The sequence below is a fragment of the Corynebacterium breve genome (assembly GCF_030252165.1).
In the GTDB taxonomy this organism is placed as follows: Bacteria; Actinomycetota; Actinomycetes; order Mycobacteriales; family Mycobacteriaceae; genus Corynebacterium; species Corynebacterium breve.
Window position 1 is genome coordinate 766263 of the sequence record NZ_CP126969.1, and the last position, 24484, is coordinate 790746.

27 protein-coding genes and 1 riboswitch are annotated in these 24484 nt (G+C 57.1%); of the genes, 20 read left to right on the forward strand and 7 right to left on the reverse strand.

Features of this window, described 5'->3' with window-relative positions; genetic code table 11:
* Window positions 1–11: 11 nt before the first annotated feature.
* On the reverse strand, window positions 12–626 hold the full coding sequence (locus QP027_RS03840; RefSeq protein WP_284826130.1) for a YceI family protein: 615 nt from the start codon (window positions 624–626) through the stop codon (window positions 12–14).
* Between the two features lie 376 nt (window positions 627–1002).
* On the opposite strand from QP027_RS03840, the gene QP027_RS03845 reads away from it, so the two are divergent.
* Window positions 1003–1371: a roadblock/LC7 domain-containing protein gene (locus QP027_RS03845; RefSeq protein ID WP_284826132.1), complete on the forward strand. Its 369-nt coding sequence runs from the start codon at window positions 1003–1005 to the stop codon at window positions 1369–1371.
* 153 nt (window positions 1372–1524) lie between these two features.
* Complete coding sequence (locus QP027_RS03850; protein WP_284826134.1) at window positions 1525–1686, forward strand: hypothetical protein; 162 nt, start codon at window positions 1525–1527, stop codon at window positions 1684–1686.
* Window positions 1687–1853: 167 nt separating this feature from the next.
* On the opposite strand, the gene QP027_RS03855 is transcribed toward QP027_RS03850, so the two are convergent.
* On the reverse strand, window positions 1854–3044 hold the full coding sequence (locus QP027_RS03855) for a hypothetical protein (protein ID WP_284826135.1): 1191 nt from the start codon (window positions 3042–3044) through the stop codon (window positions 1854–1856).
* A 61-nt stretch (window positions 3045–3105) separates the two neighbouring features.
* The gene (locus QP027_RS03860) at window positions 3106–5484 is read right to left on the reverse strand and encodes an ATP-binding cassette domain-containing protein (protein WP_432418608.1); all 2379 of its coding nucleotides are present in this window, start codon (window positions 5482–5484) and stop codon (window positions 3106–3108) included.
* 49 nt (window positions 5485–5533) lie between these two features.
* Between QP027_RS03860 and QP027_RS03865 the strand changes: the two genes are divergently transcribed.
* Genes QP027_RS03865 through zupT form a run of 3 tightly spaced genes read left to right on the forward strand, consistent with a single transcriptional unit; the run spans window position 5534 to window position 7864 of the window.
* Window positions 5534–5683 carry a hypothetical protein gene (locus QP027_RS03865; protein WP_284826137.1) on the forward strand — a complete coding sequence of 50 codons (150 nt, stop codon included), beginning with the start codon at window positions 5534–5536 and terminating at the stop codon, window positions 5681–5683.
* A 3-nt stretch (window positions 5684–5686) separates the two neighbouring features.
* Window positions 5687–7012, forward strand: coding sequence for a hemolysin family protein (locus QP027_RS03870; protein ID WP_284826138.1), 1326 nt, complete (start codon window positions 5687–5689; stop codon window positions 7010–7012).
* Window positions 7013–7054: 42 nt separating this feature from the next.
* Window positions 7055–7864 (forward strand): zinc transporter ZupT, encoded by an 810-nt coding sequence (gene zupT, locus QP027_RS03875; protein WP_284826139.1) that lies wholly within the window; start codon window positions 7055–7057, stop codon window positions 7862–7864.
* Here the strand turns inward: zupT and QP027_RS03880 are convergent.
* Window positions 7847–8851: a DUF808 domain-containing protein gene (locus QP027_RS03880; RefSeq protein ID WP_284826141.1), complete on the reverse strand. Its 1005-nt coding sequence runs from the start codon at window positions 8849–8851 to the stop codon at window positions 7847–7849. The genes zupT and QP027_RS03880 overlap by 18 nt on opposite strands.
* Window positions 8852–8962: 111 nt before the next feature.
* Here QP027_RS03880 and QP027_RS03885 point away from each other — a divergent pair, with 111 nt between their 5' ends.
* The 6 genes from QP027_RS03885 to QP027_RS03910 all read left to right on the forward strand — a co-directional run bounded on the left by QP027_RS03885 (window position 8963) and on the right by QP027_RS03910 (window position 13495).
* Entirely contained in the window at window positions 8963–9853 is an 891-nt protein-coding gene (locus QP027_RS03885; protein WP_284826142.1) for a 2-dehydropantoate 2-reductase, read from the forward strand.
* Window positions 9854–9864: 11 nt separating this feature from the next.
* A complete protein-coding gene (locus QP027_RS03890) occupies window positions 9865–10227 on the forward strand; it encodes a DUF2218 domain-containing protein (protein ID WP_284826145.1) in 363 nt (120 codons plus the stop codon).
* A 40-nt stretch (window positions 10228–10267) separates the two neighbouring features.
* Window positions 10268–10375: riboswitch (TPP riboswitch) on the forward strand.
* Entirely contained in the window at window positions 10367–10939 is a 573-nt protein-coding gene (locus tag QP027_RS03895; protein WP_284826147.1) for an ECF transporter S component, read from the forward strand. (Overlaps the previous riboswitch by 9 nt.)
* The gene (locus QP027_RS03900; RefSeq protein WP_284826148.1) at window positions 10936–12252 is read left to right on the forward strand and encodes an ABC transporter ATP-binding protein; all 1317 of its coding nucleotides are present in this window, start codon (window positions 10936–10938) and stop codon (window positions 12250–12252) included. Before QP027_RS03895 ends, QP027_RS03900 begins: the two co-directional genes overlap by 4 nt.
* Entirely contained in the window at window positions 12249–13007 is a 759-nt protein-coding gene (locus QP027_RS03905) for an energy-coupling factor transporter transmembrane component T family protein (RefSeq protein ID WP_284826149.1), read from the forward strand. Before QP027_RS03900 ends, QP027_RS03905 begins: the two co-directional genes overlap by 4 nt.
* Before the next feature lie 2 nt (window positions 13008–13009).
* Complete coding sequence (locus tag QP027_RS03910) at window positions 13010–13495, forward strand: AAA family ATPase (RefSeq protein WP_284826151.1); 486 nt, start codon at window positions 13010–13012, stop codon at window positions 13493–13495.
* Here the strand turns inward: QP027_RS03910 and arsC are convergent, their stop codons facing one another.
* The 3 genes from arsC to QP027_RS03925 are packed head-to-tail and all read right to left on the reverse strand — an operon-like array spanning window position 13496 to window position 15094.
* On the reverse strand, window positions 13496–13837 hold the full coding sequence (gene arsC, locus QP027_RS03915; protein ID WP_284826154.1) for an arsenate reductase (glutaredoxin): 342 nt from the start codon (window positions 13835–13837) through the stop codon (window positions 13496–13498).
* A gap of 10 nt (window positions 13838–13847) precedes the next feature.
* On the reverse strand, window positions 13848–14384 hold the full coding sequence (locus tag QP027_RS03920) for a ribonuclease FAU-1 family protein (protein WP_284826156.1): 537 nt from the start codon (window positions 14382–14384) through the stop codon (window positions 13848–13850).
* A 2-nt stretch (window positions 14385–14386) separates the two neighbouring features.
* The gene (locus tag QP027_RS03925) at window positions 14387–15094 is read right to left on the reverse strand and encodes an Rv1157c family protein (RefSeq protein WP_284826158.1); all 708 of its coding nucleotides are present in this window, start codon (window positions 15092–15094) and stop codon (window positions 14387–14389) included.
* Between the two features lie 338 nt (window positions 15095–15432).
* On the opposite strand from QP027_RS03925, the gene typA reads away from it, so the two are divergent.
* From typA to QP027_RS03970, 9 genes are all read left to right on the forward strand, one after another.
* Window positions 15433–17346 carry a translational GTPase TypA gene (typA, locus tag QP027_RS03930; protein WP_284826159.1) on the forward strand — a complete coding sequence of 638 codons (1914 nt, stop codon included), beginning with the start codon at window positions 15433–15435 and terminating at the stop codon, window positions 17344–17346.
* A gap of 3 nt (window positions 17347–17349) precedes the next feature.
* A complete protein-coding gene (locus QP027_RS03935; RefSeq protein WP_284826161.1) occupies window positions 17350–18540 on the forward strand; it encodes an MFS transporter in 1191 nt (396 codons plus the stop codon).
* On the forward strand, window positions 18540–20204 hold the full coding sequence (locus tag QP027_RS03940; RefSeq protein WP_284826162.1) for an ABC transporter family substrate-binding protein: 1665 nt from the start codon (window positions 18540–18542) through the stop codon (window positions 20202–20204). Before QP027_RS03935 ends, QP027_RS03940 begins: the two co-directional genes overlap by 1 nt.
* Complete coding sequence (mshB, locus tag QP027_RS03945; protein WP_284826164.1) at window positions 20201–21088, forward strand: N-acetyl-1-D-myo-inositol-2-amino-2-deoxy-alpha-D-glucopyranoside deacetylase; 888 nt, start codon at window positions 20201–20203, stop codon at window positions 21086–21088. Before QP027_RS03940 ends, mshB begins: the two co-directional genes overlap by 4 nt.
* Before the next feature lie 4 nt (window positions 21089–21092).
* Window positions 21093–21485, forward strand: a complete 393-nt coding sequence (locus QP027_RS03950) for a hypothetical protein (RefSeq protein ID WP_432418609.1) — start codon at window positions 21093–21095, stop codon at window positions 21483–21485.
* 70 nt (window positions 21486–21555) lie between these two features.
* Window positions 21556–21879, forward strand: coding sequence for a ferredoxin (fdxA, locus tag QP027_RS03955; protein ID WP_284826166.1), 324 nt, complete (start codon window positions 21556–21558; stop codon window positions 21877–21879).
* Between the two features lie 12 nt (window positions 21880–21891).
* Complete coding sequence (gene dapC, locus QP027_RS03960; RefSeq protein ID WP_284826168.1) at window positions 21892–22983, forward strand: succinyldiaminopimelate transaminase; 1092 nt, start codon at window positions 21892–21894, stop codon at window positions 22981–22983.
* A complete protein-coding gene (locus tag QP027_RS03965; RefSeq protein ID WP_284826169.1) occupies window positions 22980–23816 on the forward strand; it encodes a pseudouridine synthase in 837 nt (278 codons plus the stop codon). The genes dapC and QP027_RS03965 overlap by 4 nt, the downstream gene beginning before the upstream one ends.
* A 104-nt stretch (window positions 23817–23920) precedes the next feature.
* Complete coding sequence (locus QP027_RS03970) at window positions 23921–24451, forward strand: GtrA family protein (protein WP_284826911.1); 531 nt, start codon at window positions 23921–23923, stop codon at window positions 24449–24451.
* The last annotated feature ends 33 nt before the right edge of the window (window positions 24452–24484 follow it).

Sequence of the window (24484 nt, forward strand, 5' to 3'; positions counted from 1 at the left end):
AGTGTTGCCCGTTAAACGGCTGCGTGCCCTGAGTCAGCGGAGATGGTTGCGCTGGTACGGATGGCGGAACCGTCAACGGAAACGGAAACCTCGTTACCAACGAACAGGGAACCGGAGTCGAGACGGGTATTGAACTTCATGTTGAAGTCCTGGCGGTTGAATGTAGTGCGAGCGGAAAAGCCGAGGCGGTAGTTGCCAAACGGGTCTGTGTCAGTGCCAGTGATGCGTACGGTGAATACTACTGGCTTGGTGATTCCGCGAATGGTCATGTCACCGGTGACGTAAACGGTGTCGCTTCCGTGGATCTGGAAGTCTGTCGAAACAAACGTCATGTTCGGGTACTCGCGAACGTTGAGAAAGTCGTCGCTCTTGAGGTGCGCATCTCGCTGTGGCAGGCGAGTCGACAGGGAGGAGGTAGTGACGGCGCCTTCTACCCAGCTGTTTTCTGGATTTGCAACATCAATGGAAACTTTTGCTTCCCATTCGTCGAAGAGGCCGTGTACAGAGCTGATCATGGCGTGCTTGCCAGTAAATGAGACAGTGGTGTGGTCTGGATCGAGGATGAAATCGCCGGTAAAATCCGCGTCGGTGTACTCGCGTGTGTCGGTGTAGAGTTCCTGCGCCAAAGTCTTATCCTTGCCTATGCGTGAGGTGAAAATGAAGTTAGGATTACTCGCTGACGTGCTATGAGAACTGTCACGTTGAAGTAAGGGTACAGCCAGTGTAACTACCTGTAATAAACATTGCAAGGTTTTCTTACTACCCCCGCATAAAAAACTAATGTATACACAACACAGGTTGTCGTGTCATCGTCCCAGCTCTTGCTGTTGTAATCATTCGCTTTCTTAGTAAATTAATGCGGCAGGGGGAGGGGGCTGCGTATCTTTGGTAGAACTTCTATAGTGTATCCTTAAAACCACTTTCGACTGCTGAGAAGAAGTGCGTCGGACTACATCAGATAAATGCTGGCTCTCAGGCCGGTAATGAAAGGACTTGAACTACATGACTCGTCAAGAAGATCTCAAGGGGCTCCTAGAAGGCATTTCTCAGAACCTCGATGGCTTCATCGGTGCTTCCGTTGTCGATATTGCATCTGGTATGTCGTTGGAGTCGACGACCAAGGTGCCGGAATTCGACTTGGATATTGCAGCAGCCTACAACGCTGAAATGGTTAAGGCGAAGTTTAAGACCATGAAGGCGCTGAACATTACTAGTGAGCTTGTTGACATGCTGCTTACTCTGGACGATCAGCTTCACCTTATTCGTATGCTCGAGGACCGCTACTTCCTCTACGCTGCTGTCTACAGCAGCGGCACTAACCTCGCGATGCTGCGCGCCGTAGTTAACGCTGAAGTTAAGAAATACGCTTGAGCTGATCCCTCGGCGGACGGGCAGCCGCCCGAAACACAACTCGAAGGCGGCCCGGTCCTTCCTGACGTAGTTCAGGAAGATTCCACCGCCGCCGAGGGTGAAGGGCAATCGCAAGAATCGTCGGAACAGCCTGCACAGGCATCCTTGACGGCCGTGCCAGATGGTCCAGTGGATCGCCACGCAGAATCACCAAACGATGACCGCGGCGATAAAATGGCTCCAGCCGAGGCAGAGGTCGATCAGGACGACGACGAAAATGCATTCAGTCTCCGTGGATGGCTGAGTCGTTGGCGGCCCGAAGAGCCACAAGAATAGACAAAAGCCGTTTCCCTGGAAAACCAAGGGAGCGGCTTTTGCTATGTCGGCTCTCCCCGAAAATGCAGCACGCGAATTATAAGAGCGAGCCTGAAACTACAGAGAACACCATGAGCGCCAACATCAGGAAAAACAACAACATTGGCACGACATAGTTCTTCCAACTGTCAGCCGACGGTCGGCGGTGGCGGCCTGAAGTCGTCGTCTTCCTCCGGCGCTGCGTGTCGTGGCTGGCCCGTTGCACGGCGCGCTCGGCGTGCGCGGACCTTTTCGATTTCGGTGAGGTAGCGTCCGTCGAAGGAGTCGTCTTGGCCGGATGCGACTGTATGGGCTGGGGTGGAATCTGACGTTGCTGGGAGATCTGTTGCAGCAGGTTCTTGTGTTGCTGCTTGTTCAGGCTCTGGCGATCCAACGCTGTCAGGTCCAAAGCTGTCAGGTCCAACGGTATCGGTTTCGGCGACCGTTGGTTCGGGTTGTGCGGCGGATTCTTCTGCATGATCTTGCTCATTCTCAGTCATCGGAGACTCGACGGAGCGTGCCTCTTCAACAGGCTCGGTAATGTCCGTTGGATCAACGGCAGCGGAAGGCTCAACTGTCACAGCCCAGGTCCCATCAGGGTATTCGACCAGATGGAATGACGGCGCCGGGCGAGTGTCGGGGACACTGAGGGAAAATACCTGCTCACAGTCATTTTGTGGAACCATGGCGTCGAGAGCTACGGCCCCATCGACAAAATATCCACGCGCTGCTACGGTGCGTGATCCGGTCTGCTCTACAGCGGTCCGCACGATGTTACGAATACCGTCACGACCAGGTGTTGTAATGGTTCCGAGCACTCGAGAGTTCAGTGATGCGACAATTTCGCCACCGACTTCTGTCAGTCCCACGAGCCACTGACCAGGGCACAGCTCTGCTAATTGGTGGGGTGGAAACTCTCCGTGTTCCGCATCCACCATGTACACCCCTCCGGGGGGAAGCACAGGGACGCCACCGGGAGAGTTGTTGCGAGGGACGGCCAGATCTGGCTGCGGCATGAAAACGTCGACGTGAAATTGGCCATCGGATTCGTCAGTGCGCACCCCGGCGATGGTTTCCGGCTGGAATCCCGAGCCAGTCACTCGAGCGATGTCCGGATAGCTCTGGCGAATCTCGGGTGCAATTTCGCCGATGACTCCGACGACGCTGCGCACACGCCAGGTGCCTGACGGCTGATCGGGCAGCAATGTAACGGGGATAAGAACTTCCTGCTTGCTCGGAGAAATATGTCCGAACAAAGCAGCTTGGACGATGTTGGTTACCTCGATCCGGCGCATGTAGTTTAGCGCCGAAGGAGCAATGAGGTAGTGGGGAAGGTCCATAGTGAAGAGTTCTTCCTCCTGCAAGTCGCGGTGTGTGCTGTCCTATTCAAGCAATCCTAGTTTAAGTACTCAGGTTCAGGTAGCGACCAGTCACGGAATCCGGGTGCTGCGCCACCGTGGTCGGAGTTCCCTGAACTACGATGCGTCCACCCTGCGACCCTGCCCCTGGTCCCACGTCTATGATGTGGTCCGCCTGAGAAATGACGCCCGGATGGTGTTCAATCACTACAACTGTAGCCCCAGAATCGACGAGGCGGTCGAAAAGGCTTACCAACGCTTGTACGTCGGCCACATGGAGTCCCGTTGTGGGCTCGTCGAGAACGTAAAGAGTTGCTTTGTCGTTGAGGTGGCTTGCCAGTTTCAGGCGTTGTCGCTCGCCACCAGAAAGAGTGGAGAGGGGCTGGCCCAATGTGATATATCCAAGCCCCACGTCGATCAGGTGCTGACAAGTTTTTGCCGCTGTCCGGATCTTGTTGTCTGTGCAGAACTCAACCGCGGTTTCGGCAGACATGTTCAACACCTCGGCGATGTTTTTACCACCGAGTTCGTATTCAAGGACGGCTTCGTCGAATCGTTTGCCTTCGCAGACCTCGCACACGACATCGGTGCCCTGCATGAAACCCAGGTCTACATACACCACGCCTGCGCCCTTACAGTTTTGGCAGGCACCTTCGGAGTTTGGGGAGAAGAGCGCAGGCTTCACGCCGTGCTCTTTGGCAAACGCCTTCCTAATCGGCTCTAGAGCCCCAGTGTAAGTCGCCGGGTTTGAACGGCGAGAGCCCGTGATGCTTGCTTGGTCCACCCACACGGTGTTGTCATCGTGAGGCAATGAAGCGATGAGCGACGATTTTCCCGATCCTGCGACGCCAGTTAACACTGTCAGAACTCCGCGGGGAATATCGACATCAATGTTGCGCAAGTTGTTTGTGCTGGCACCGCGGATTTCGATGAATCCTTGTGGGGAGCGGATGTCGTCGTCAAGCTTGAGTGTAAAACGGGTTTTGAGGTGCTCGCCGGTGACAGTGGATGCGTGGCGCAGCTCATCTACGGTGCCCTCGAAACAAATCTCGCCGCCGTGGTTGCCGGCACCAGGGCCGAGTTCGACGACGCGGTCGGCGATTTCAATGGTTTGCGGCTTGTGTTCGACTACAAGGACGGTATTTCCTTTGTCGCGCAGTTGAATCAGCAGCTGGTTCATGCGATCGATGTCGTGCGGGTGGAGGCCGGCGGTCGGTTCGTCGAAAACGTAGGTGACATCGCTGAGTGCCGAGCCCAGGTGGCGAATCATCTTGATGCGCTGCGCCTCTCCGCCGGACAAAGTAGAAGACGCACGATCAAGGCTTAAATAACCCAGGCCGATGGTGACAAAATTGTCCAGAGTCTCTTGTAACGCGGTGATCAGCGGCGTAACCTGCGGATCGTCAACGGTGCGGAACCATTCCGCTAGATCAGCCACTTCCATCGCGCACAACTCTGCGATGTTCTTCCCGTTGATTTTGGATTCCAGCGCGTGCGCTGCGAGCCTGGTGCCACCACAGTCCGGACACGCAATGAAAGTAGCTGCCTTATCGACGAACTCGCGCACGTGCTTTTGTAGCCCTTCACGTTCCTTCGACAGCATGGACTTGGTGATTTTTGGAATCAGACCCTCATAGGTGGCATTGATTCCGGCGAACTTCATTTTGGTGGGTTCCATGTACAACAGATCGTGGCGTTGTTTTTCGGTGAAATCCTTGACTGGAACGTCAGCCGGGTAGAGCTCGGACTCCGCATACTGTCGCCACGACCATGAGTCGACTTTGTAACCGGGAATTTGGATGGCGCCGTCGTTGATGGAAAGGGAAGGATCGACAACGGCATCTTCATCGATGTGGCTGACTCTGCCGGTGCCCTCACACCTAGGACACATACCGCCGGTGCGCTTGTAGTTCTTGATCACCTTCTTGTTGCCACGGGAGTCCGTCATGGCTCCTCCGCCTGACACGGACGGCACGTTGAAGGAGTAGGCGCCGGGGCCTCCTGCGTTGGGCTCAGCGATACGGGAAAACAGCACGCGTAGCATGGCGGTCGCGTCGGTGGCGGTGCCCACGGTGGAGCGAATATTGGCACCCATCTGCTCTTGATCGACAATGATCGCGGTGGTGATTCCCTCGAGCGCATTGACATCGGGCCGTGCCATGCTCGGCATAAATCCCTGGACAAAGGACGAGTACGTCTCATTGATCAGGCGACGCGACTCCGCGGCGATGGTGGAAAACACTAACGACGACTTACCGGAACCGGACAAGCCCGCGAATACCGTTAGGCGCCGCTTGGGAATTGTCAGGGACACGTTACGCAGATTGTTCTCGTTTGCACCACTAACGACGATGGCATCGTGGGAGTCTGCGGGGTGCACGGAGGAATCCGAAATCGAATCGCGTGCAGCATTTGTTGTCATGTATCAAAGCGTACGGAACAAAGGTTCATGGTGAAACGTTACTCCCTGTGTGGATACAAACAATTTTTCCTTTACCGGACTCGTAGCAGCTTCGGGGGCAGCGGAGGCAGGAGCGTGTGGCCCAGATGGGTGCGCTCTGGAGGCTCAAGACAAGCCAGATAATACGCCTGACGAACACGCCGAGGAGGCGAACACCTAACTCATGAGCATTGCTCTGAACCTCCTCTTGGTTTTGGTCTTCGTCCTGATAGGAGGTGTATTCGCGGCCACAGAAATGGCATTGGTCAGCCTCCGCGAATCACAAATCAAACGCCTCGAGCGGGGAAGTGGCGCTGCACAGACTGTGGCAGGCTTGGCCCGTGACTCGGGGCTTTTCTTGTCCGCGGTGCAAATCGGCGTGACATTTGCGGGCTTCTTTTCTTCAGCATTCGGCGCGTCGACGGTAGCTCCCCAAATTGCTCCGGTACTTATTGGCTGGGGTTTGAATGAAGCATGGGCAAATGGCGTTGCGCTGGTTGGCATGACGCTTGTGGTGTCGTATCTCTCACTTGTTTTGGGTGAGCTCGTTCCCAAGCGGATTGCGATGCAAAAGGCGGAAGGCGTCGCGTTGATTGTGGCGCCGCCACTCAAGGTGTTCGCCCAACTCATGCGGCCTGTGATTTGGGTAATTAATACGTCGTCGAATGGCCTGTTGCGTTTGCTTGGTTTCGATCCTGATGCTCGAACGGAAGAGATGAGCACGGAGGAGGTTCGAGATATTGTCAGCTCACATGATGGGCTGGCAGCGGCCGAACGCGAGATGCTGGATGATGTATTCGAAGCGGGGGAAAAGCTGGTCGGTGAAGTGATGCGGCATCGCTCCGACATGGTCGCGTTCGACGCGAATCTCTCTGTGGGAGATGCTACTCAAGAGATTTCGGGACAGCCGTACTCGCGGTACCCAGTCTTTCGTGAATCGATTGACGAGGTCCTTGGTTTTGTCCACGTTCGCGATGTGCTGGAGCATGCCGCGCGAGGTGAAAATGATGTCGTATTGAGTCAGATTGCCCGTCCGATCGCGCAGTTCCCGTCGTCGTTACGCGTGCCCCAGGCGCTTGGGCAGATGAAGGCGGATGGTCACCACATCGCCATCGTTGTCGACGAATATGGCGGCACCGACGGCATGGTCACGTTGGAGGATTTGCTGGAAGAGCTCGTGGGCGAAATCTGGGATGAATACGACAAGGATGAGAAGAAGGCGGTTATGGCGCTGCACGAGTCGCGACTGATCGATGGCGCGACCAGCCTAGAGGATTTCCGCGATTCCACCGGGATTTCTTTGGAGGATGGCCCCTACGAGACGGTTGCCGGCTGGATGCTGGCCAAATTGGGCCGTCTTGCTGTCACCGGCGATGTTGCGGGGATTGACGCAACTCTGACCAAAGACACTGACGACGACACCCCTGGCATCCATTACCAACTCGAGGTTGTAGAGATCAGCGGTAACCGCATAGTGGCACTGAAACTCCTCAAGACAATTTCCAACTAGGGAAAGCTTGAAGTTCAACCGCTTGAACAATATGCTGGGGGTATGTTTTCGCTCTCGGAGATCTTGATCGCTTTTAGCATGACGTTGCTCGCAGGTCTGGCCACGGGCATCGGCGGGGCTATCGGTGTGATCCGCAAAGAGCCGGGGAGCAGATTTACAGCCTCAGCGCTTGGATTTTCTGCGGGCGTCATGGTTTTTGTCTCACTGGTTGAAATCTTGCCCAAAGGCACGGAGTCGCTCGTCGAGATCTGGGGCGACAAAGGGGGAGCCTGGGCCGGTACCATCGCTTTTTTCGCCGGGATCGCGCTCATTGCACTAATTGACCGGCTCGTGCCAGAAGAAATCAATCCCCATGAGCCGGATAGCTTTCACAACGCAGACAAGCTTGCTTCACGACGAGCGCGGATGATGAAGGCCGGCATGCTCACCGCCGTTGCGCTAGCGCTACACAACTTCCCCGAGGGGTTCGCGACATTTATCGCAGCACTGGAGGAGCCGTCGCTGGCGATTCCGATTGTTGTCGCGATTGCCATCCATAACATTCCCGAGGGCATCGCCGTGGCGGTACCACTGCGAGCGGCAACCGGATCGCGGTGGAAAGCCTGGGGCTGGGCCACACTGTCAGGGCTTGCGGAGCCGCTCGGCGCACTTGTGGGTTTTTTGATCCTGATGCCGGTGATGGGGCCTGCGGCGATGGGAATCGCGTTCGCAGGAGTGGCCGGCATCATGGTGTTTATTTCGCTGGACGAGCTGCTGCCGACAGCAAAAGAAACCGGCGAGCATCACGCATCTACGTACGGGATGATCGCCGGTATGGCAGTTATGGCGGTGTCGCTAGTCCTGCTCGGTTAGATCGGTTGCGGTAGAACCAGCAGCAGAAGCCGCCGCTGGGGACTCGACAGGCGCGGTAACTTCGTCGTCATCCTTGCGCCCTGGAATGAGCAGTTTGATTACTGCCAGCAGCGCAACGATGATGAGGCCCCAGATAAGGCCCACAATGAAGGATCCGCCGGTGTTTGCAAACCAACCAAGTGCGCCGCCACCCACGGCATTCTCCCAACCGTGAATCGTTTCATATGGCCATGCCCAGCCGAATTCTTCAAATCCGACGACCATAATGTGGCCACCGACCCACAGCATCGCGATGGTACCTACGACACCGATCACAGACAGCACGATCGGCATTCCGTTGACCAACGCTCGGCCCAGCTTCTCGTTCTTGCCAGAGGTAATCATGTGCAAGCCGATGTCGTCCATCTTGACCAACAAGCCCACCGCACCGTAGACAGCGACGGTGATCAGGATCGCGACGACAGCGAGCACAGCAGCACGCATCCAGATGCCCTCAGCAGCGATCTCGTTGAGGGAAATCACCATGATCTCTGCGGAGAGGATCAGGTCTGTCATGATCGCAGACTTCACCATGGAGTCTTCGTCAGCACCAGATTTGTTCTCTGCTTTCTCCACTGCTTCGTGCTCGTCGCGGCTCAGCTTGTGCACGATTTTGTGCGCGCCTTCGTAGGCAAGGTAGGTGCCGCCGAGCATCAGAATTGGCGTGAGCATCCACGGCGCAAACTCCGACAGCAATAGCGCGATTGGGAGAATGATAATGAGCTTGTTAACGAAGGATCCCTTGGTGATGCGCCAGATCATCGGAAGCTCGCGCGCTGGGGTGATACCCGATACGTACTGCGGGGTGACTGCAGCATCGTCGATCACAACGCCTGCTGCTTTTACCGAAGTCTTCGCAGCAAGGGATGCAACATCGTCTGCTGAAGATGCTGCGGCGCGTGCGATCAGAGCAACGTCGTCTAAGAGGGCGAGGAGGCCACCAGCCATGGTCGTCCGCCTTTCATTTCATTGTGCAACAAGATTTATCAATAACTAAGTGCTTATCGGCACCGTGGGGGAAGTCTACTCGCCCACGGTGAAAATCGTAGGATGGCAAGTATGAAAATCGCGATCATTGGGGCTGGCGCCATCGGCGCTTGGTATGCGGGAAACTTGCTCAAAGCGGGACACGATATTGCCGTTGTCGCACGTGGCGAGACTCTCGAAGCGGTACGACGCCGCGGGTTGCTGGTGAACAGTGAGACCCCAATACCGGTCCCTGTTTTTGGTCACATCAGCCAAGTGGAAAGGCCGGATGTCGTTATTTTGGCAATGAAGTCCACAGGTCAGCCGATGGAAGACATTCTTGCGGGCTTAGACCCCAATTCCCTGGTTGCAACGACTCAAAATTCGGTGGAGGCACCGTTGCGAGTGGCTCAGGTTGTCGGCAAGGAGCGTACTTTGCCCGGAGTGGTGCGCGGCTACTTCCACCACGTGGGACCCGGTGCGGTGGAATTTCATGGCGGGCCGTGCTCCTATGACTTTGGTACGTGGGACGGCGCTGAGAATTTGCTTGTCGACGAGCTGGCCACTGTTCTCCAATCCGCAGGTATTGACGCGACCGTGCGCGACGACATCTTTGTCGATGTGTGGGAGAAAGCGATGTTTGTCACCACGACGGGTGCGCTAGGCGCGGCAACGGGGCATGCGTTGGGAGCACTGCGATCTGAGCCGTGGCGTGGAACTCTGGAAGCGATGATGCACGAGGTTGCGGAAGCAGGGCGAGGCGTCGGTGTTCCGCTCTCCGGTAATGTTGTGCAACGCACACTCGCGTTTGGAGACGCGATGCCGGCGGAGTCCACAACCTCGATGCAACGCGATATAGCTGCGGGAATCCCTGGTGAGCTCGATGCGCAGATCGGTGCGATTACCCGAGAAGGACGCAGGGGAGGCGTTGCGACTCCGCTGTGTGACCTTGTCTTTCACCTCTTAGAGGAAAAGTTCCGCTAGGCTGTCGAACCATGAGTGAGACAATTACTTCGACCGCACGGGTGCGAACTGACCGCCCGGGGCGCTATGGCAAGCAGCTAGCGTCGCACTTTGGCAAGAAGATCGACTCACAATGGGACGCAGAGGCCCAGCGCGGGCATCTAACTTTCCCGTCGAATGCAGACGATCTTCCAGCAGTTACTTGCGACATGATCGCAGGAGACAACGTCTTGATGCTCAGCCTCGACGGTGAGACAGAGACCGTGATTCGCTTAGAGCGCGTTGTTGCAGTCCATCTCATTCGCTTCGGTGCGAAAGACGCATTGGAAGTGAAATGGACTCGCACAGGTGGCGAGGAAGCTCACTTCACAATTGCAGATGTTGAGCAGAAATAGTGCCCGCAACTTTGAACGCGTGCCACTTCATGCTTAAGTAGAAGAACACCACGGGTGCCCCGAAAGAGAGGGGCTGAGATGCCGAGTAGGCGGACCGTTGAACCTGATCCGGTTAGTACCGGCGATAGGAAGGAAACAAATGAATTCTCGTTGGCGCGTCATCGATGTTGTCACTGCACCTGTCCTCGCAGTTGCTTGTGGACTCATTTTCTGGCTATGGAACTCTGTCGGCTATGCCGGCTTCACCGCTTTGGACGCATTGACCCCTGGCTTCGGTGGCCTTGTCGTCGGTATTTGGCTGATCGGTGGCGTTCTGGGTGGGCTGATTATCCGTAAACCTGGCGCGGCCTTGTTCGTCGAGGTCGTTGCAGCTGCTGTCTCCGCGGTTCTGGGTAGCCAGTGGGGCCCTGAAACCCTGTACTCCGGGATCGCCCAAGGTCTTGGCGCAGAACTTGTCTTCCTCGCCTTTGCTTATCGACGATTCACCCTTCCCGTCGCCATGCTCGCAGGAGTTGGTGCAGGTGTCGGAGCATTCATCCTTGAGCTGTTCACCAGCGCTAACCTGGCAAAGACGGTCGAGTTCAACGCCATCTACCTTTCCTGCCTAGTAATCTCTGGTGCGCTGCTGGCCGGACTTCTGGCTCATCTCCTGGTCAAAGCCCTGGCTCGCACCGGCGCACTGGATCGGTTTGCAGCAGGTAAGACTAAGTGACCAAAGCCCTCGAAGCGCGGGGCTTAAGCTACCACCACGCGGTTCGGCCCGACCCCGCTTTTACCAACGTCACCTTTTCCGTGGATCGAGGACAGCGAGTACTCATCACAGGAGATTCTGGCACCGGGAAATCGACCCTCTTGCACCTCATCGCCGGTTTGCTTCACGACGAAGAAGATGGCACCCACACAGGTGAAATCACCGTCAACGGCTCCATCGGCATGGTCCTGCAGGACCCCGACAGTCAGGTGATCTCTACGCGGGTGGGCGATGATGTCGCATTCGGCTGCGAAAATCTCGGAGTTCCGCGCGAAGAAATCTGGCCTCGTGTGACCCACGCGCTTGACATGGTTGGTCTACGGGTGCCACTTGATCATTCGACTGCCCGACTTTCTGGTGGGCAGAAACAGCGCCATGCTCTCGCTGGAGTTTTGGCGATGGGTGCGGACATCATCATTTTGGACGAACCTACCGCAAACCTTGACCCAGCAGGTACGCTCGACGTCGTCGACTCGATCCGTCGCGTGTGTGAGAGCACTGGGGCCACGCTGATCGTCGTGGAGCACAACCCGAAACCGTGGCTGCCGATCGTCGATAAGCTGTTGCACTTAGAACACGACGGTATCGCTGAAATCACCACCGATGAGTTGCCCACGATTCCGCAGCTGCCCCCTCGCAAGGACATTGCACCGGGTACCTCCATCGAGGTCGGAGCGCGCGAGCTTCGGCCGTATTGGGGGCCGGCGCGTACCTTTGAGCTTCCCCAAGGCCACTCCACAGTGCTCACCGGCCCAAATGGGTCAGGGAAGACCACGATTGCCGCGGCACTCGCAGGTTTGACACCTCCGCATGCCGGGGAGTTGTACTACTCAGATGAATTGCGCCAAGGATTACGCAACGAGCCCCACAAGTGGAAATCCCAGGACTTGGCTCGGCGCGTCGGGTACGTGTTTCAGGATCCTGAACACCAGTTTCTGATGCGCACGGTGGCCGAAGAACTCGCGGTGTCGGGAGCATCGCAGGCGCGCCAGGACGAGTTGGCAGAGCGGTTACGACTCACGCATCTACTGCAAGCGAACCCGTTCACTCTGTCGGGCGGTGAGAAGCGGCGCCTCTCTGTAGTGACGGCTCTCGTCAACGCACCACGGTTCGTGGTACTCGACGAGCCGACATTCGGACAGGACACACAAACTTTTACCGAGTTAGTGCATCTGATTCGAGAGCTGACCGACCAAGGCGTGACCGTCATGTCCATTACTCACGACGAACACTTCGTCGCATCTCTTGGCGATCACCAGGTGGTGCTGCGATGAATCTGCTGAAAGACATCAACCCGGTGACCAGATTGTTGGGGGTGATGATTTTCACCTCCCCTTTGCTGTTTACCCTCGACTGGGTCTCTGCGACGGTCGCGCTGGTGCTTATCGTCGTCGCAGCGCCCTTGTGTGGAGTCGGATACGGCCGATTGCTCAAACGCGGCTGGCCGATATTTCTTGCGGCCCCCTTGGCAGGAATCCCTATGGCGCTTTATGGCAAGCCGGGCGGTGAGACACATTTTGAGTTTCTACTTGCCCACGTGACGGATAATTCGCTCTCGTTGGCTGGGGCGATCTCTCTTCGTGTGCTCGCGGTAGGCCTTCCGGTCGTGCTGCTATCAGTGGATGTTGACCCGACAGATCTTGGCGACGGTCTGGCTCAGGTACTGCGTTTGCCCGCCAAGTTTGTCCTTGGCACTGTGGCAGCTTTGCGCATGCTGACTTTGCTTCGCGACGATGTCGAAGCCATGCGGAGTTCTCGCAGATCCCGTGGCCTAGCTGACACCAACCGAGTGCGCTATTGGTTCTCATTGGCATTCGGATTGTTGGTGATGAGTTTGAGGCGCGCCTCAAAACTCGCTACCGCCATGGAGGCGCGTGGGTTCGCTCGCTCGGGCCACCGGACTTGGGCGCGCGAGTCCCGACTGGTCGGGCGCGACTTTATCGTCCTTGCCGTGTGCGCACTGGGCGCTGCCGTGGCGCTTGGCGTTGCGATCTATACCGGGCATTTTGCATTCCTTGGGGCCCTTTAGTCATGAAAACCTCGCGCACAATTATTCTTGTCGACGGTCCCTCCGGATCTGGCAAGACAACGTTTGCCAATCAACTAGGGGAGGAGTGTGGGATTCGAGTAGTGCATCTCGACGACTTCTACCCAGGTTGGTCCGGTTTGAAAGAGGCAGCCCACATGGTCGTCGAGGATGTCTTGCACCCAACAAGTCCCGGGTACACGCGGTGGGACTGGGTAAAGGACGAACCCGCCGAATGGGTGGCGCTCGATCCTAACGCGGACCTGATTGTGGAAGGCGTTGGGGCGCTCACGCAGGCATCCGTAGCGGCTGCGAAGCGCCTTGGCGAGGTGCTCACCGTGCGGATTACAGCCCCGTATGAGCAGCGGAAACGCCGCGCCTTAGAGCGAGACCCTGGTTATGCCGAGTTTTGGGACATGTGGGCCGCGCAAGAAAGGGAGCTCTACGCGTCTGAGGTTCCTGTCCAGCCCGACCTCGTGATGCAGTGGTAGCTAGAGGATCTCGCTCAAAAGCTCCATTGGACGAGGAATCCTCACGCCCTTGTCGGTAACAACAATTGGTCGCTGAATCAGTCGCGGGTGTGCCACCATCGCGTCGAGGAGCTCGTCGTCCGTCAAGTCCTTGGATAAACCGAGCTCTTTGTACTCCGCCTCGCGCGTGCGGATTGCGTCGTGGACGGAGAGGCCTGCGTCGTTGATAAGCTGCTTGAGTTCGCTTTTCGACGGTGGCGTTTCCAAATACTTCACCACTGTCGGCTCTTCGCCGTGCTCGTGGAGCATTTTCAATGCATTGCGAGAGGTGGAACACTGCGGATTGTGATAGATCGTGCTCATGGGGTTTAGCTTAACCAATGGGAGCGAGCTGAACCTCGTCTGCCCAGGTCAAATCAATGCCGAGGGTTTTCAACCATTCCATTGCGTCGTCGTCGTGGCGGGTGATGCCTTCGACGGCGGTGAGCGTGGTGTCGATTGCGCGCTCGGCTTCTTCGGCGGTAATCAGCCCCGCGGAAGTAGCTGCTGCGAGTTCGTCGATATCGAGCACATCGATCGGTTCACCCGTATTGGAAACTAGGTCAACGTATAGGTCGCGAGTTGACCAGACTTTGCCTTCGACGTTGATGTCGGCGACATCGAAGTAATAATCCTGCTCCTCGTTGATGCCTTCGCGAAAGTGGAAGATATTGGCGCGCAGACCAAGCCGAGGTAGTAGCCAGCTCTCGAGGTATCCAAACCGCGGATGATTTGCACCGCGGGCCATGTATAGGCCGAAGTCAGTGACGTGGAAGGTATCGACTTCGCGCAGGTATCCCTTTGGATCAGTGTTCGTCTTTGACGTCGTGTCAAAGGTTTCCTGCTTCACAGGGTGTAGGTCTGCGCTCATTGTTACCTCACGTTAAACATAGCGGCGGTCGGTGCGAAAGAACATGAATTCTCTTGTGTGTGCGCGGTTCCGCTGACTACTGCGATTACCGTGCCAGAACCGGTTGACGCCACTCCGGAGAGTGTTGTTGGTCCTGCTGGGTTTATCCCATTGTTATCTAATGGCGTTACACCGGTCGCCAGGGTTGAAGTGTTGAGCCAGTAGGCTTTCATGCCGTCTTGTTGCTCCGCAGCAGGTGGGGTGCCCAATGCGGTAAAGACGAAAGTTGCCTGTCCTTCGCTCGGTGCGGGTGCAGGGCTGGAGGCGGGGCCGGGAACAGCGATGACACTAGCCGTTGAATGGAGGCCACTGCCCATGCAATTGCTCGACACCGTTGGCCAGTAGAACTGCGTAAAAGCAGGGGCGTCGTCGGGAAGTGGTGGTCCGCCTAGTTCGCCGCCTGCACCGGAGAAAAACGCGACCGCGGTACGCAACGCATTGGCTACGTCATTGGGTACGTAAGGCTGGTCTGCGAAGTCGTTTACAGAGGAGACAGTGTGATCGTTGGGGCGTCCTAGCTCATCGAGGTAGGACGAGGTGAGTGCCTTTAGGTCGAATCCAGGGACCGACAACACTGGCTGGGCATTTGCGGTGCTAGTAAACGTGGCGACGGTGACCACTGTTGCCAGAGTGGCGGTGCAAAGCTTGCGGGCTGCGGAGGGGAAACGCACGGGTAGAGATCCTCACGTATTGGGGCATGTTTAAGGGCGGACTGTAGGCACATTGGCAAATGCGACCGACGATAAACTACAGTAACAATAGATAACAATAGTCACAATTGTAACGCAGTCAAGTGTTTTTGTTGCTCTCACTAGTTTTGATTGGTGGGTTAGTAGACGGGTGCAAATCGAGCATTGCGCAAAACCGTACCGTTAGCCGAACGGTTTTGCGCAATGGAACTAAAAGTGACATCTCACACGCCGGTAAGACCTCGATCATGCAGATATGCGATTGACCGAGTAGGGTTTAACCGTTAAACAGACACCCCTGAAGTAGAGGAGCACTCTTCGTGTCGTATCCCGAGTTCCGTAACGTTGCAATCGTCGCCCACGTCGACCACGGCAAGACCACTCTTGTCAATTCCTTGCTGGAGCAGTCCGGCGTTTTTGGCGACCATGGCGAAGTTGCCGACCGCGTCATGGACTCCGGTGATCTAGAGCGCGAAAAAGGCATCACCATTTTGGCCAAAAACACCGCGATTCGTCGCCCAGGTAAGGGCAAAGACGGTCGCGATTTGGTCATCAACGTCATTGATACCCCAGGTCACGCCGACTTTGGTGGCGAGGTCGAGCGTGGCCTTTCCATGGTTGATGGTGTCGTTCTGCTAGTCGATGCCTCCGAGGGCCCGCTTCCACAGACGCGCTTCGTGCTGGGCAAGGCACTCGCTGCGAAGAAGCCCGTTATCATCTGTGTAAACAAGACTGACCGCCCAGATGCGCGCATCGACGAAGTCGTCGAAGAGGCGCAGGATCTGCTCCTCGAGCTCGGTGCTTCTCTGGAAGACCCTGAGGCTGCGGAAGCTGCAGAGAATCTGCTTGATCTGCCAGTTTTGTACACCTCCGGCCGTGCAGGTCGCGCAGCGCTGGAAAACCCAGGCAACGGAAATCTCCCAGACAACGAGGATCTGGAGCCACTGTTCAGCGTCATCTACGATGAAATCCCCGAGCCAGCAGCCGAATTCGAGGGCCCTTTCCAGGCACAGGTAACCAACTTGGACTCCAGCTCCTTCCTCGGCCGTATCGCACTGATCCGTGTGCACCGCGGCTCGGTGAAGAAGGGGCAGCAGGTCGCGTGGATTCACTACGACGAAGAGGGCGAACAGCACGTCAAAAACGTCAAGGTTGCTGAGCTCCTTCGCACCGTCGGATTCGAGCGCGTTCCCGCAGAGGGCGAGGTTGTCGCTGGCGACATCGCCGCGATCTCCGGTATCGACGAGATCATGATCGGCGATACAATCACCGACCCTGAGCACGTCGAACCGCTGCCACGCATCAAGGTCGACGAGCCGGCGCTGTCCATGACCATCGGCGTGAATACCTCTCCAATGGCTGGCCGCAACGGTGGCGACAAGCTCACCGCGCGTGTGATCAAGGCTCGCCTTGAACAGGAACTCATCGGTAACGTGTCTTTGCGCGTTTTGCCTACTGAGCGTCCCGATACCTGGGAAGTCCAGGGCCGTGGCGAAATGGCCCTAACTGTTCTGATCGAGACGATGCGTCGCGAAGGCTTCGAGCTCACCGTGGGTAAGCCACAGGTGGTCACCCGCGAAATCGACGGCAAGCTCCACGAGCCGTACGAGCACATGATCATCGACACCCCGGCCGAGTACCAGGGCAATGTCACCCAGCTCATGGCAGCTCGTAAGGGGCAGATGACCGCAATGGGCAACGCCGCCGGCGACTGGGTTCGCATGGAGTTCGATGTCCCTGCGCGTGGTTTGATTGGTTTCCGCACCACCTTCATGACCGAAACCCACGGTGCGGGTATCGCAAACTCCTACTCGATCGAGCCTCGCCCATGGGCCGGTGAAATCAAGGGTCGCCCAACCGGCTCATTGGTAGCAGACCGTTCGGGTCAGATCACCGCCTACGCATTGATGAACCTCTCCGACCGTGGCGAGTTCTTCGTCGAACCTGGTGCTGAGGCTTACGAGGGCATGGTCGTCGGCGCGAACAACCGCGATGAGGACATGGACGTGAACATCACCAAGGAAAAGAAGCTGACCAACATGCGTGCTGCTTCCGCGGATACCACCGTGACCTTGAACAAGGCGAAGTCCTTGACGCTTGACGAAGCGATCGAGTTCTGTGATGAAGACGAATGCGTCGAGGTTGCTCCAGAGGCAATGCGCGTGCGTAAGGTCATCCTCAACGCGACCGAACGTGGCCGTGCACGTTCCCGACAGAAGAACCTGAACAACTAGTTCATGCGGGCGTCGTTGCGTCGTCCACTTGGTGTGGCGTTGATGTTTGCCACCAACGGTGTGGCAATTTCATCGCTCCTTCCGTGGTATCCCACTCTGAAGGACCAGTGGGCACTCAACGATGCTCTTTTTGGTGTGATCGTCGCCGCGATCGCAATCGGATCGCTGCTTTCTGCGACTCTGCCGGCCTGGGCTGAGCAAAGATTTGGTGCCCGCCCGACCATGGTCGTGGGCACCCTCATCACCGCCGTACTCCTCGTCGCGGTGGGTTTCTCGCCGAACGCGCTGGTTCTCACACTCTTTCTCTTATTGTTTGGCATCTTTGACACGATCATCGATGTTTCCCAAAACGTTGCCGCAGTGCGCGTGCAAAATGAGCTCGGCAAGTCCATCATGTCGTCGCTCCACGCATGCTGGTCGCTCGGCGCGGTACTTGGAGGCGCGCTTGCCACGGCAGCCGCTGTCTCAGATGTCAGCCTCCCAGTGCATTTGTCGACGATCGCCGCTGCAGAAATTCTCCTCGTCCTCCTCGCAGCGTGGATGATGGGGGACGTCAATGAAGAAGCCGCTCCAATCGAGTCCGCGGAGGAAGCGGAGGAAAAGGGCGAAGAGAAATCCAGCGAGCTTTCCCCTCGCGTGTTTCTTATCGCCCTGCCAGTTGCGATCGTCGCTCTTTCGGGAACTGTGGTCGAAGACATCGGCAACAACTGGGCGGCATTGTCCGCAGCTGTGCTCACGTCGGTGAGCTTGCAGGCGGCCGGTGCAGCGTATGCAGTGGTTTATGCCGCTCAAATGGTTGGCAGGTTTGCGGGCGATCTGATCATCAATCGTTTCGGTCGCGTGGCAGTCGCGCAGGCTGGAGGGGCATGCATCGCATTGGGCGGCTTGGCAGTAGTGCTGGCTACCAACCCTTGGATCCTTTACGCGGGGTACGCGCTAGTCGGCTGGGGATGTGCGACGTTGGTCCCGAGCGCATACGCGGCGTCGGCAAGCTTGCCTGGGGTAGCGCAAAGTACCGGATTGACTGTGGTGAGTTGGCTCATGCGAGTGGGCTTTCTCACGGCCAGCCCTCTCATTGGCATGGTTTCTGAGCTTACAACCTTGCGTGTAGCTCTGACTATCTTGCCAGTTATGGGTGTTACCGTAGTGATTTTTGCGCGGGGATTGAACGGTAGCGTGGTAAAACAAAGGTAATGAAAAAACGCATTACTTTGGTGACTACGGCCTTGCTTGCGGCGGGGGCTGTTGTTGCTGGATGTGCTGCTAACCCTGGCCCACCTCCAGTTGTCACTCCGAGCCCAGAGCCTACGACGGCCAATGAGTCGTCGACAAGCAAAAAAGCTGAGCCGATTTCGAAACGTTCTGAAGTAACCGTGGGTGTTGAGGCGCTGCGCAACGGGCTCAATCCGCATTTGCTTGCCGACGAATCCTCCGTGGTTCGATCCGTGGCCCGTCTCGTGCTGCCTAGTGTTTTTGAGCAGGGCGAACTGAACACGGACGTGATGAAATCTGCCGAGGTAGTGGAGTATACCGACGCGGCGATGACGGTGCGCTATGTGATTCAGGATGCAGCGCAATGGTCGGACGGAACTCCTCTGACTGGGTCGGACTTTAAATATTTGTGGTTGGCGATGACGCAGACTCCTGGCGTATTGAACCCAGGCGGCTATGAGGCGATCAGTGCTGTGCGGGTCAGTGGCGCCAATGGCAAGACGGTAGATGTTGATTTTGCCAAGCCGGTGGCCCAGTGGCAGGAGTTGTTTCAGTTTCTGGTCCCGTCGCATTTGATCGGCCCCGACCCTGTGAACTTCAGGACGGGAATGCGCGATGACATTCCAGCGTCAGCGGGGCGCTACATGGTGGTAAAGGTAGACCGCGGTCGGGGCACGGTCACCCTCAACCGCAACGACAGGTTCTGGGGCGCCGACCCTGCGAAAATCGACATTGTCAATCTGGGAGCAGTGCGATCGACAACTCAAAGCGCCGACCAGCTACGTGCGGGGCAACTCAACTTTGTCGACATGATCCCCGAAGAGACCACCAGAAGCGTCTATGAGCTTGTTCCGGAGGCGCAGATTCGTATGATTCAATCGCCGCGAACGCTAGGCCTGAGCTTGTCGACGACCTCGCCGCTTCTTGAAGAACATGCTGCGCGCGTGGAGCTTCGCTCCTTGATCGATGTTCCGCTGATCGCCCGCATCAGTGTGGGACGTTCCACTGATATTGCGATTGCAGAATCCGCTCCTGTCAGCGACCAGGAACCTGAGGTGCTTCCTGAAACGATCGCCGCCAACCGGCCTTTGCGGATTGCGGCCGACCCCGCGGACCCAGAGGCCTCCGCGGCCGTGCGCTCTTTGGTCGATTCGCTGGTGGCGCGTGGGGTGGACGCTGAAGTTGTCTCTACTGATATGAACGACATCACCAGAAACCAACTGCCTGCCGGCGACGTTGATGCCGTGGTTACCTGGGATTTCAATGCCGCCAACTCCCTCGATGCTGCCAGCCAATTGCGCTGCCCATCGGAAGAAGTTGACATGCGCTCGGGTAACCTGTCGGGCTATTGCACCCCCGAAACCGAGGTGCTTTCCGACGAGATTCTCGCCGGAACCGTTTCCACCGACGAGGCTCACGCGCAGGTGGATGCGGTTGTCGAACGCGAAGTCTTGTGGGTCCCGTTCCTCCACGAGCAGCGCTTGCTAGCCCTAGGCTCCGGCATCGTTGGCCCAGACCCTAAGCTGGAGAATTGGACCGAGGGATTGGCTTCCGCGGCGATTTGGACCCTAGCCGATCCTGTAGCTGCGGGTGAGACCAACACCACGGAGCCGGTAGAAACCACAAAGGAGAGCTCGGAAGAATGATTCCAGTAGCGCACAATCAGCGAGACCTTGCCGGCTACCGTGTGATCGCGGTACACGCCCATCCCGATGACGAAGCGATCTGGACCGGCGGTACGCTTGCGGATCTTGCTCGACGTGGAGCAGACGTTCTCGTTGTCACCTGCACATTGGGCGAAGAGGGCGAGGTGATCGGGGAGACCTACCAAGGCTTGGTCAACGACGCAGCAGACCAGCTCGGAGGCTTCCGCATTGCCGAGCTTGCCAGTTCACTTCGTATTCTCGGCGCGCGTGGCACTTTCCTGGGCGGCGCCGGTGCATTCCGAGATTCCGGGATGGCCGGTTCACCTGCGCATGACAACCCGAGGGCCTTTGTTAATTCGGGTCAGCAGGCGACTGAGGCACTTGCGGAGATCTTCCGTGCAGAGCGGCCGCATCTGGTCTTGACTTACGGACCAGATGGGGGATACGGCCACCCGGACCATATTCAAGCCCACGACATCACCCACGCTGCGGCCCAGCAGGTGGAAGTCCCACGCATTGCCTGGGCAGTCCAACTCCGTGCCGACCTTGATCGTGATGCAGCGACCACAATCCCAACCGGTTGGCGTGCCCCAGAAGCAGGGGAGTTGGCAGCGGTTGACAGCGCCGATACATGGGTCGAACTAGACGACATCGCCTATGCCACCAAAATCGAGGCCATGCGGGCGCACGCAACGCAACTGTGGATCGCCGATGGCTCGGTTTCGGAGACTAACCCACATGCCGCGTGGGGCGCGGGCCCTCGCACGGTGTTTGCTTTGTCCAACCTGATCGCCCAGCCAGTACTTCGACGCGAGCACTATCAAATGGGTGCAGGCCTTGAATTGCCTCAGGGTGCTGAACTTCTGTACGGAATCGAGAAGTAGGAACGTGCCCAACAAGAAAGAGTCCCGCTCCGTCGTGCGCAACGACTTCTCGCGTGGGGAACAAACCACAGGACTGTCCTGGTTGGCGATGGGGGCAATTTTCTCGCTGTTGCTGGAAGTCGTGTACCTGAGTACGTGGATTGGTGGGTTCCCATTTCCCTATACGATCGTGGTGGCCTTCTTCTTTAACATGGTGCTCACTCGCACGGCGCTACTTTGGACAGACAACGTCTTTGTCGCTTTGATCCCACTTGCGGCGTGGATTGTAGGGTTTGTGCTTTTGATGTTCGGCGTGGAGGTCACAGGTGACATGCTGATGGCCAATAATATTCGTACCGTCTTGCTGCTCTTTTCAGGTCTAGCTGGTGGAATCGTGCCGGTGCTGAAGACCAAATGACGTACTTCCCAGGAAGTACGAGTAACATACAGCCAAATAGTTCTTGTGTCGAGGAGTTTGAGAAAGTCTTATGACTTACGTTATTGCCCAACCGTGTGTAGATGTTCTTGATCGTTCCTGCGTGGAAGAATGTCCAGTCGACTGCATTTACGAAGGCAAGCGCATGCTGTACATCCACCCCGACGAGTGCGTGGACTGCGGCGCGTGTGAACCTGCGTGTCCAGTAGAAGCTATCTTCTATGAGGATGACACCCCTGACGAGTGGGCTGAGTACTACGATGCTAATGTTGGCTTCTTCGATGAGCTGGGCTCCCCAGGTGGCGCAGCAAAGCTGGGTGCACAGGACTTTGACCACCCATTCGTCGCAGCCCTGCCTCCGCAGAATCAGGAGTAGGGCGAGCGTTTCGTGTCACGTATTCCACTGACTTCTGTTCTGCCCAGTTTCCCGTGGGATACGCTGGCACCCGCAAAAACAAAGGCGAGTGCCCATCCGGGCGGTATCGTCGATCTTTCCGTGGGCACTCCCGTTGATCCCGTCGATCCGACCATCCAGTTGGCGCTTGCCGAATCCGCTGCGGAACCTGGTTACCCGCCCGCCGTCGGCTCCCCTGAACTGCGCGGTGCAATCGTCGACGCCCTAGAGCGCCGCTACCGCATGGCTGGTTTAGACCCAGAAAGCGTCTTGCCGGTGATCGGTACTAAGGAAGCCATCGCGCTCCTTCCCACGCTGCTTGGTCTTCGCGGCGAGAAAATCATCATCCCAGAGATCGCTTACCCAACGTATGAGGTTGCGGCGCTGATCGCCGGTTGTGAGCCGATCCGCTCCGATGTCCCGGTCGAAGGGGCGGCGTTGGCATTTATCAATTCACCGTCCAATCCCACAGGTCGGGTAGCCACCGCTGACGAGCTCCAAGCCTGGGTAAACTTCTCTCGCGACACTGGGTGCATTGTCGCTTCCGACGAGTGCTACTTGGGCCTCGCATGGGAGGACGATAAAGAACCGATTTCGCTTCTCGACGAGCGACTTACCGGCACCGACAACTCAGGGCTTATCGCGATTCACTCTTTGTCGAAGACTTCGAGCTTGGCGAGCTACCGCGCAGGATATCTCGCCGGAGACACCGCTGTCATCGCAGAACTCACCGAAGCCCGCAAGCATGCAGGACTCATGGTTCCCGGACCGATCCAGCACGCAATGATTGCTGCGCTGACTTCTGATATGCATGAGGACCTCCAACGAGCTATCTACGCGTTGCGTCGTGCCAAGCTCATGCGCGCGGTACTGTCAGCGGGATTCACCGTGGAGCATTCCGAGGCTGGCTTGTACCTGTGGGTCACGCGTGGTGAAAACTGCCGCGACACCGTCGATTGGTTCGCCGAGCGTGGAATCCTCGTCGCTCCCGGCGATTTTTACGGTGAACAGGGCGAGAACTTCGTCCGCATTGCCCTAACGGCCACGGACGAGCGTATCGACGAAGCCGTCGCCCGCTTGCAGTGAACCCCACCGGTAGGCCGCCTGCCCGAGGCGGTGTTGTCGCCCGAAAGATCATCCTCAAAGACGCAGTCCCGGCCGGAGAGTACTACGCCGGACGCAGCGGCGATAGCCCATTTACCCCTGGCGAGCGCCTCGCTGCAGGTACGCCTCTTGGACGTCCGGTTCCAGCGTGGACATTCCCGAATGTCCGCACCGAGCGCGCCATCCCGTTCGAATACCAAGTGTTGCTTGACGACGACCGCCTCGTGGTCGTAGACAAACCGCATTTTCTGCCCAGCACCCCGAATGGTCGGCTGGTGAAAGAGACTGTGCAGACTCGACTGCGGGCAACCTATGGCGAAGACATCACTGTTGTGCACCGGCTAGACCGCGCGACAGCCGGCATCCTTTTAGCAGTGAAGCGACCTGAACATCGGCGGCCGTACCAAGAGCTTTTCGCCAAGCGCGCCGTGAAGAAATGGTACCGAGCGCGAGTGACAGGTCCATTAGGTGCCGACTCTTGGGCCAGGGTCGATCTTCCGCTGCGGAAAGTGGGGAGGAAAGTGGTCGTCGACAAGCAAGGAACCATGACCACGACGTGGCTGCGTGCGGCAGGAGACAACGTGGTGGAGCTGATGCCGGTGACCGGTCACACGCATCAGCTGCGCGTGGTGTGTGCCCATTTTGGGGCGCCGATCGTGGGAGATGACTTGTATCCACACGAGCGACCACTAAACCTAGATGACTTTACTCAACCGTTGCATTTGGTGGCAGAAGCTATGGAGTTTGCTGATCCCATCGATGGATCAACCCGGAAAATGTCTTCTTTTATGCATCTGCCGGATAGACTAGGTTAACTAATCGTGAATTCATAGATCAGAGGGGTCGGTTCGTGGCTGTGGAAGTTTCTCCGCCAACTGCGACTGATGGCGAAAAGACTCGCAGCACATCGGTGGTGCGCATGCTTAACAACGTCCGTCAGTTTGTGATGTTCGGCCTCGTGGGTGGATCGGGCACTATCGTCAACCTGCTGGTAACTTTCTTATCCAAGAAAGGCTTTGGGCGCGCCGGATTCTCCGAGCACGACGTGTTTTTCAACCTTTTCGGCACGGAGTTCAACATCCGCTGGTACCACGTCTTCGCTACCCTCGCATTCTTGGTTGCAAACACGTGGAACTACCAGCTAAACCGTTCCTGGACGTTTAGGGGCATCTCAAAGCGTTCGTGGCTTCGTGGTTTCTTCCCATTCTTGGCCACCGGCATCGTGGCGTACCTCGTGTCGTTGGTGGTGCTGACGCTCCTTATGAATCCAACGAGCCCGATCGCTTTGCCGGCGGACATTTTCGACGACTCCACGGGCTTTAGAACCAAGGTGTATTGGGCACAAGCCATTTCCATCATCGTGGCCATGCCGGTCAACTTTGTGATCAACAAACTATGGACGTTTGGCAAGCCCAAAGTAACTTTCGTGACCGCTGAGAAGCCAATGTAGGAGTTTCCCCTCCGTCTAACCACTTGCGCATTT

What these genes read in the sequence shown, in the direction of transcription:
- QP027_RS03855 (WP_284826135.1), bottom strand. Translation starts at nt 3,044, where the DNA reads ATGGACCTTCCCCACTACCTCATTGCTCCTTCGGCGCTAAACTACATG.
- arsC (WP_284826154.1), bottom strand. Translation starts at nt 13,837, where the DNA reads ATGAGCACGATCTATCACAATCCGCAGTGTTCCACCTCTCGCAATGCA.
- QP027_RS03885 (WP_284826142.1), top strand. Translation starts at nt 8,963, where the DNA reads ATGAAAATCGCGATCATTGGGGCTGGCGCCATCGGCGCTTGGTATGCG.
- QP027_RS03920 (WP_284826156.1), bottom strand. Translation starts at nt 14,384, where the DNA reads ATGAGCGCAGACCTACACCCTGTGAAGCAGGAAACCTTTGACACGACG.
- QP027_RS03880 (WP_284826141.1), bottom strand. Translation starts at nt 8,851, where the DNA reads ATGGCTGGTGGCCTCCTCGCCCTCTTAGACGACGTTGCTCTGATCGCA.
- QP027_RS03845 (WP_284826132.1), top strand. Translation starts at nt 1,003, where the DNA reads ATGACTCGTCAAGAAGATCTCAAGGGGCTCCTAGAAGGCATTTCTCAG.
- mshB (WP_284826164.1), top strand. Translation starts at nt 20,201, where the DNA reads ATGATTCCAGTAGCGCACAATCAGCGAGACCTTGCCGGCTACCGTGTG.
- QP027_RS03940 (WP_284826162.1), top strand. Translation starts at nt 18,540, where the DNA reads ATGAAAAAACGCATTACTTTGGTGACTACGGCCTTGCTTGCGGCGGGG.
- QP027_RS03970 (WP_284826911.1), top strand. Translation starts at nt 23,921, where the DNA reads ATGCTTAACAACGTCCGTCAGTTTGTGATGTTCGGCCTCGTGGGTGGA.
- QP027_RS03860 (WP_432418608.1), bottom strand. Translation starts at nt 5,484, where the DNA reads ATGACAACAAATGCTGCACGCGATTCGATTTCGGATTCCTCCGTGCAC.
- QP027_RS03935 (WP_284826161.1), top strand. Translation starts at nt 17,350, where the DNA reads ATGCGGGCGTCGTTGCGTCGTCCACTTGGTGTGGCGTTGATGTTTGCC.
- QP027_RS03910 (WP_284826151.1), top strand. Translation starts at nt 13,010, where the DNA reads ATGAAAACCTCGCGCACAATTATTCTTGTCGACGGTCCCTCCGGATCT.
- QP027_RS03905 (WP_284826149.1), top strand. Translation starts at nt 12,249, where the DNA reads ATGAATCTGCTGAAAGACATCAACCCGGTGACCAGATTGTTGGGGGTG.
- QP027_RS03895 (WP_284826147.1), top strand. Translation starts at nt 10,367, where the DNA reads ATGAATTCTCGTTGGCGCGTCATCGATGTTGTCACTGCACCTGTCCTC.
- fdxA (WP_284826166.1), top strand. Translation starts at nt 21,556, where the DNA reads ATGACTTACGTTATTGCCCAACCGTGTGTAGATGTTCTTGATCGTTCC.
- QP027_RS03890 (WP_284826145.1), top strand. Translation starts at nt 9,865, where the DNA reads ATGAGTGAGACAATTACTTCGACCGCACGGGTGCGAACTGACCGCCCG.
- zupT (WP_284826139.1), top strand. Translation starts at nt 7,055, where the DNA reads ATGTTTTCGCTCTCGGAGATCTTGATCGCTTTTAGCATGACGTTGCTC.
- QP027_RS03870 (WP_284826138.1), top strand. Translation starts at nt 5,687, where the DNA reads ATGAGCATTGCTCTGAACCTCCTCTTGGTTTTGGTCTTCGTCCTGATA.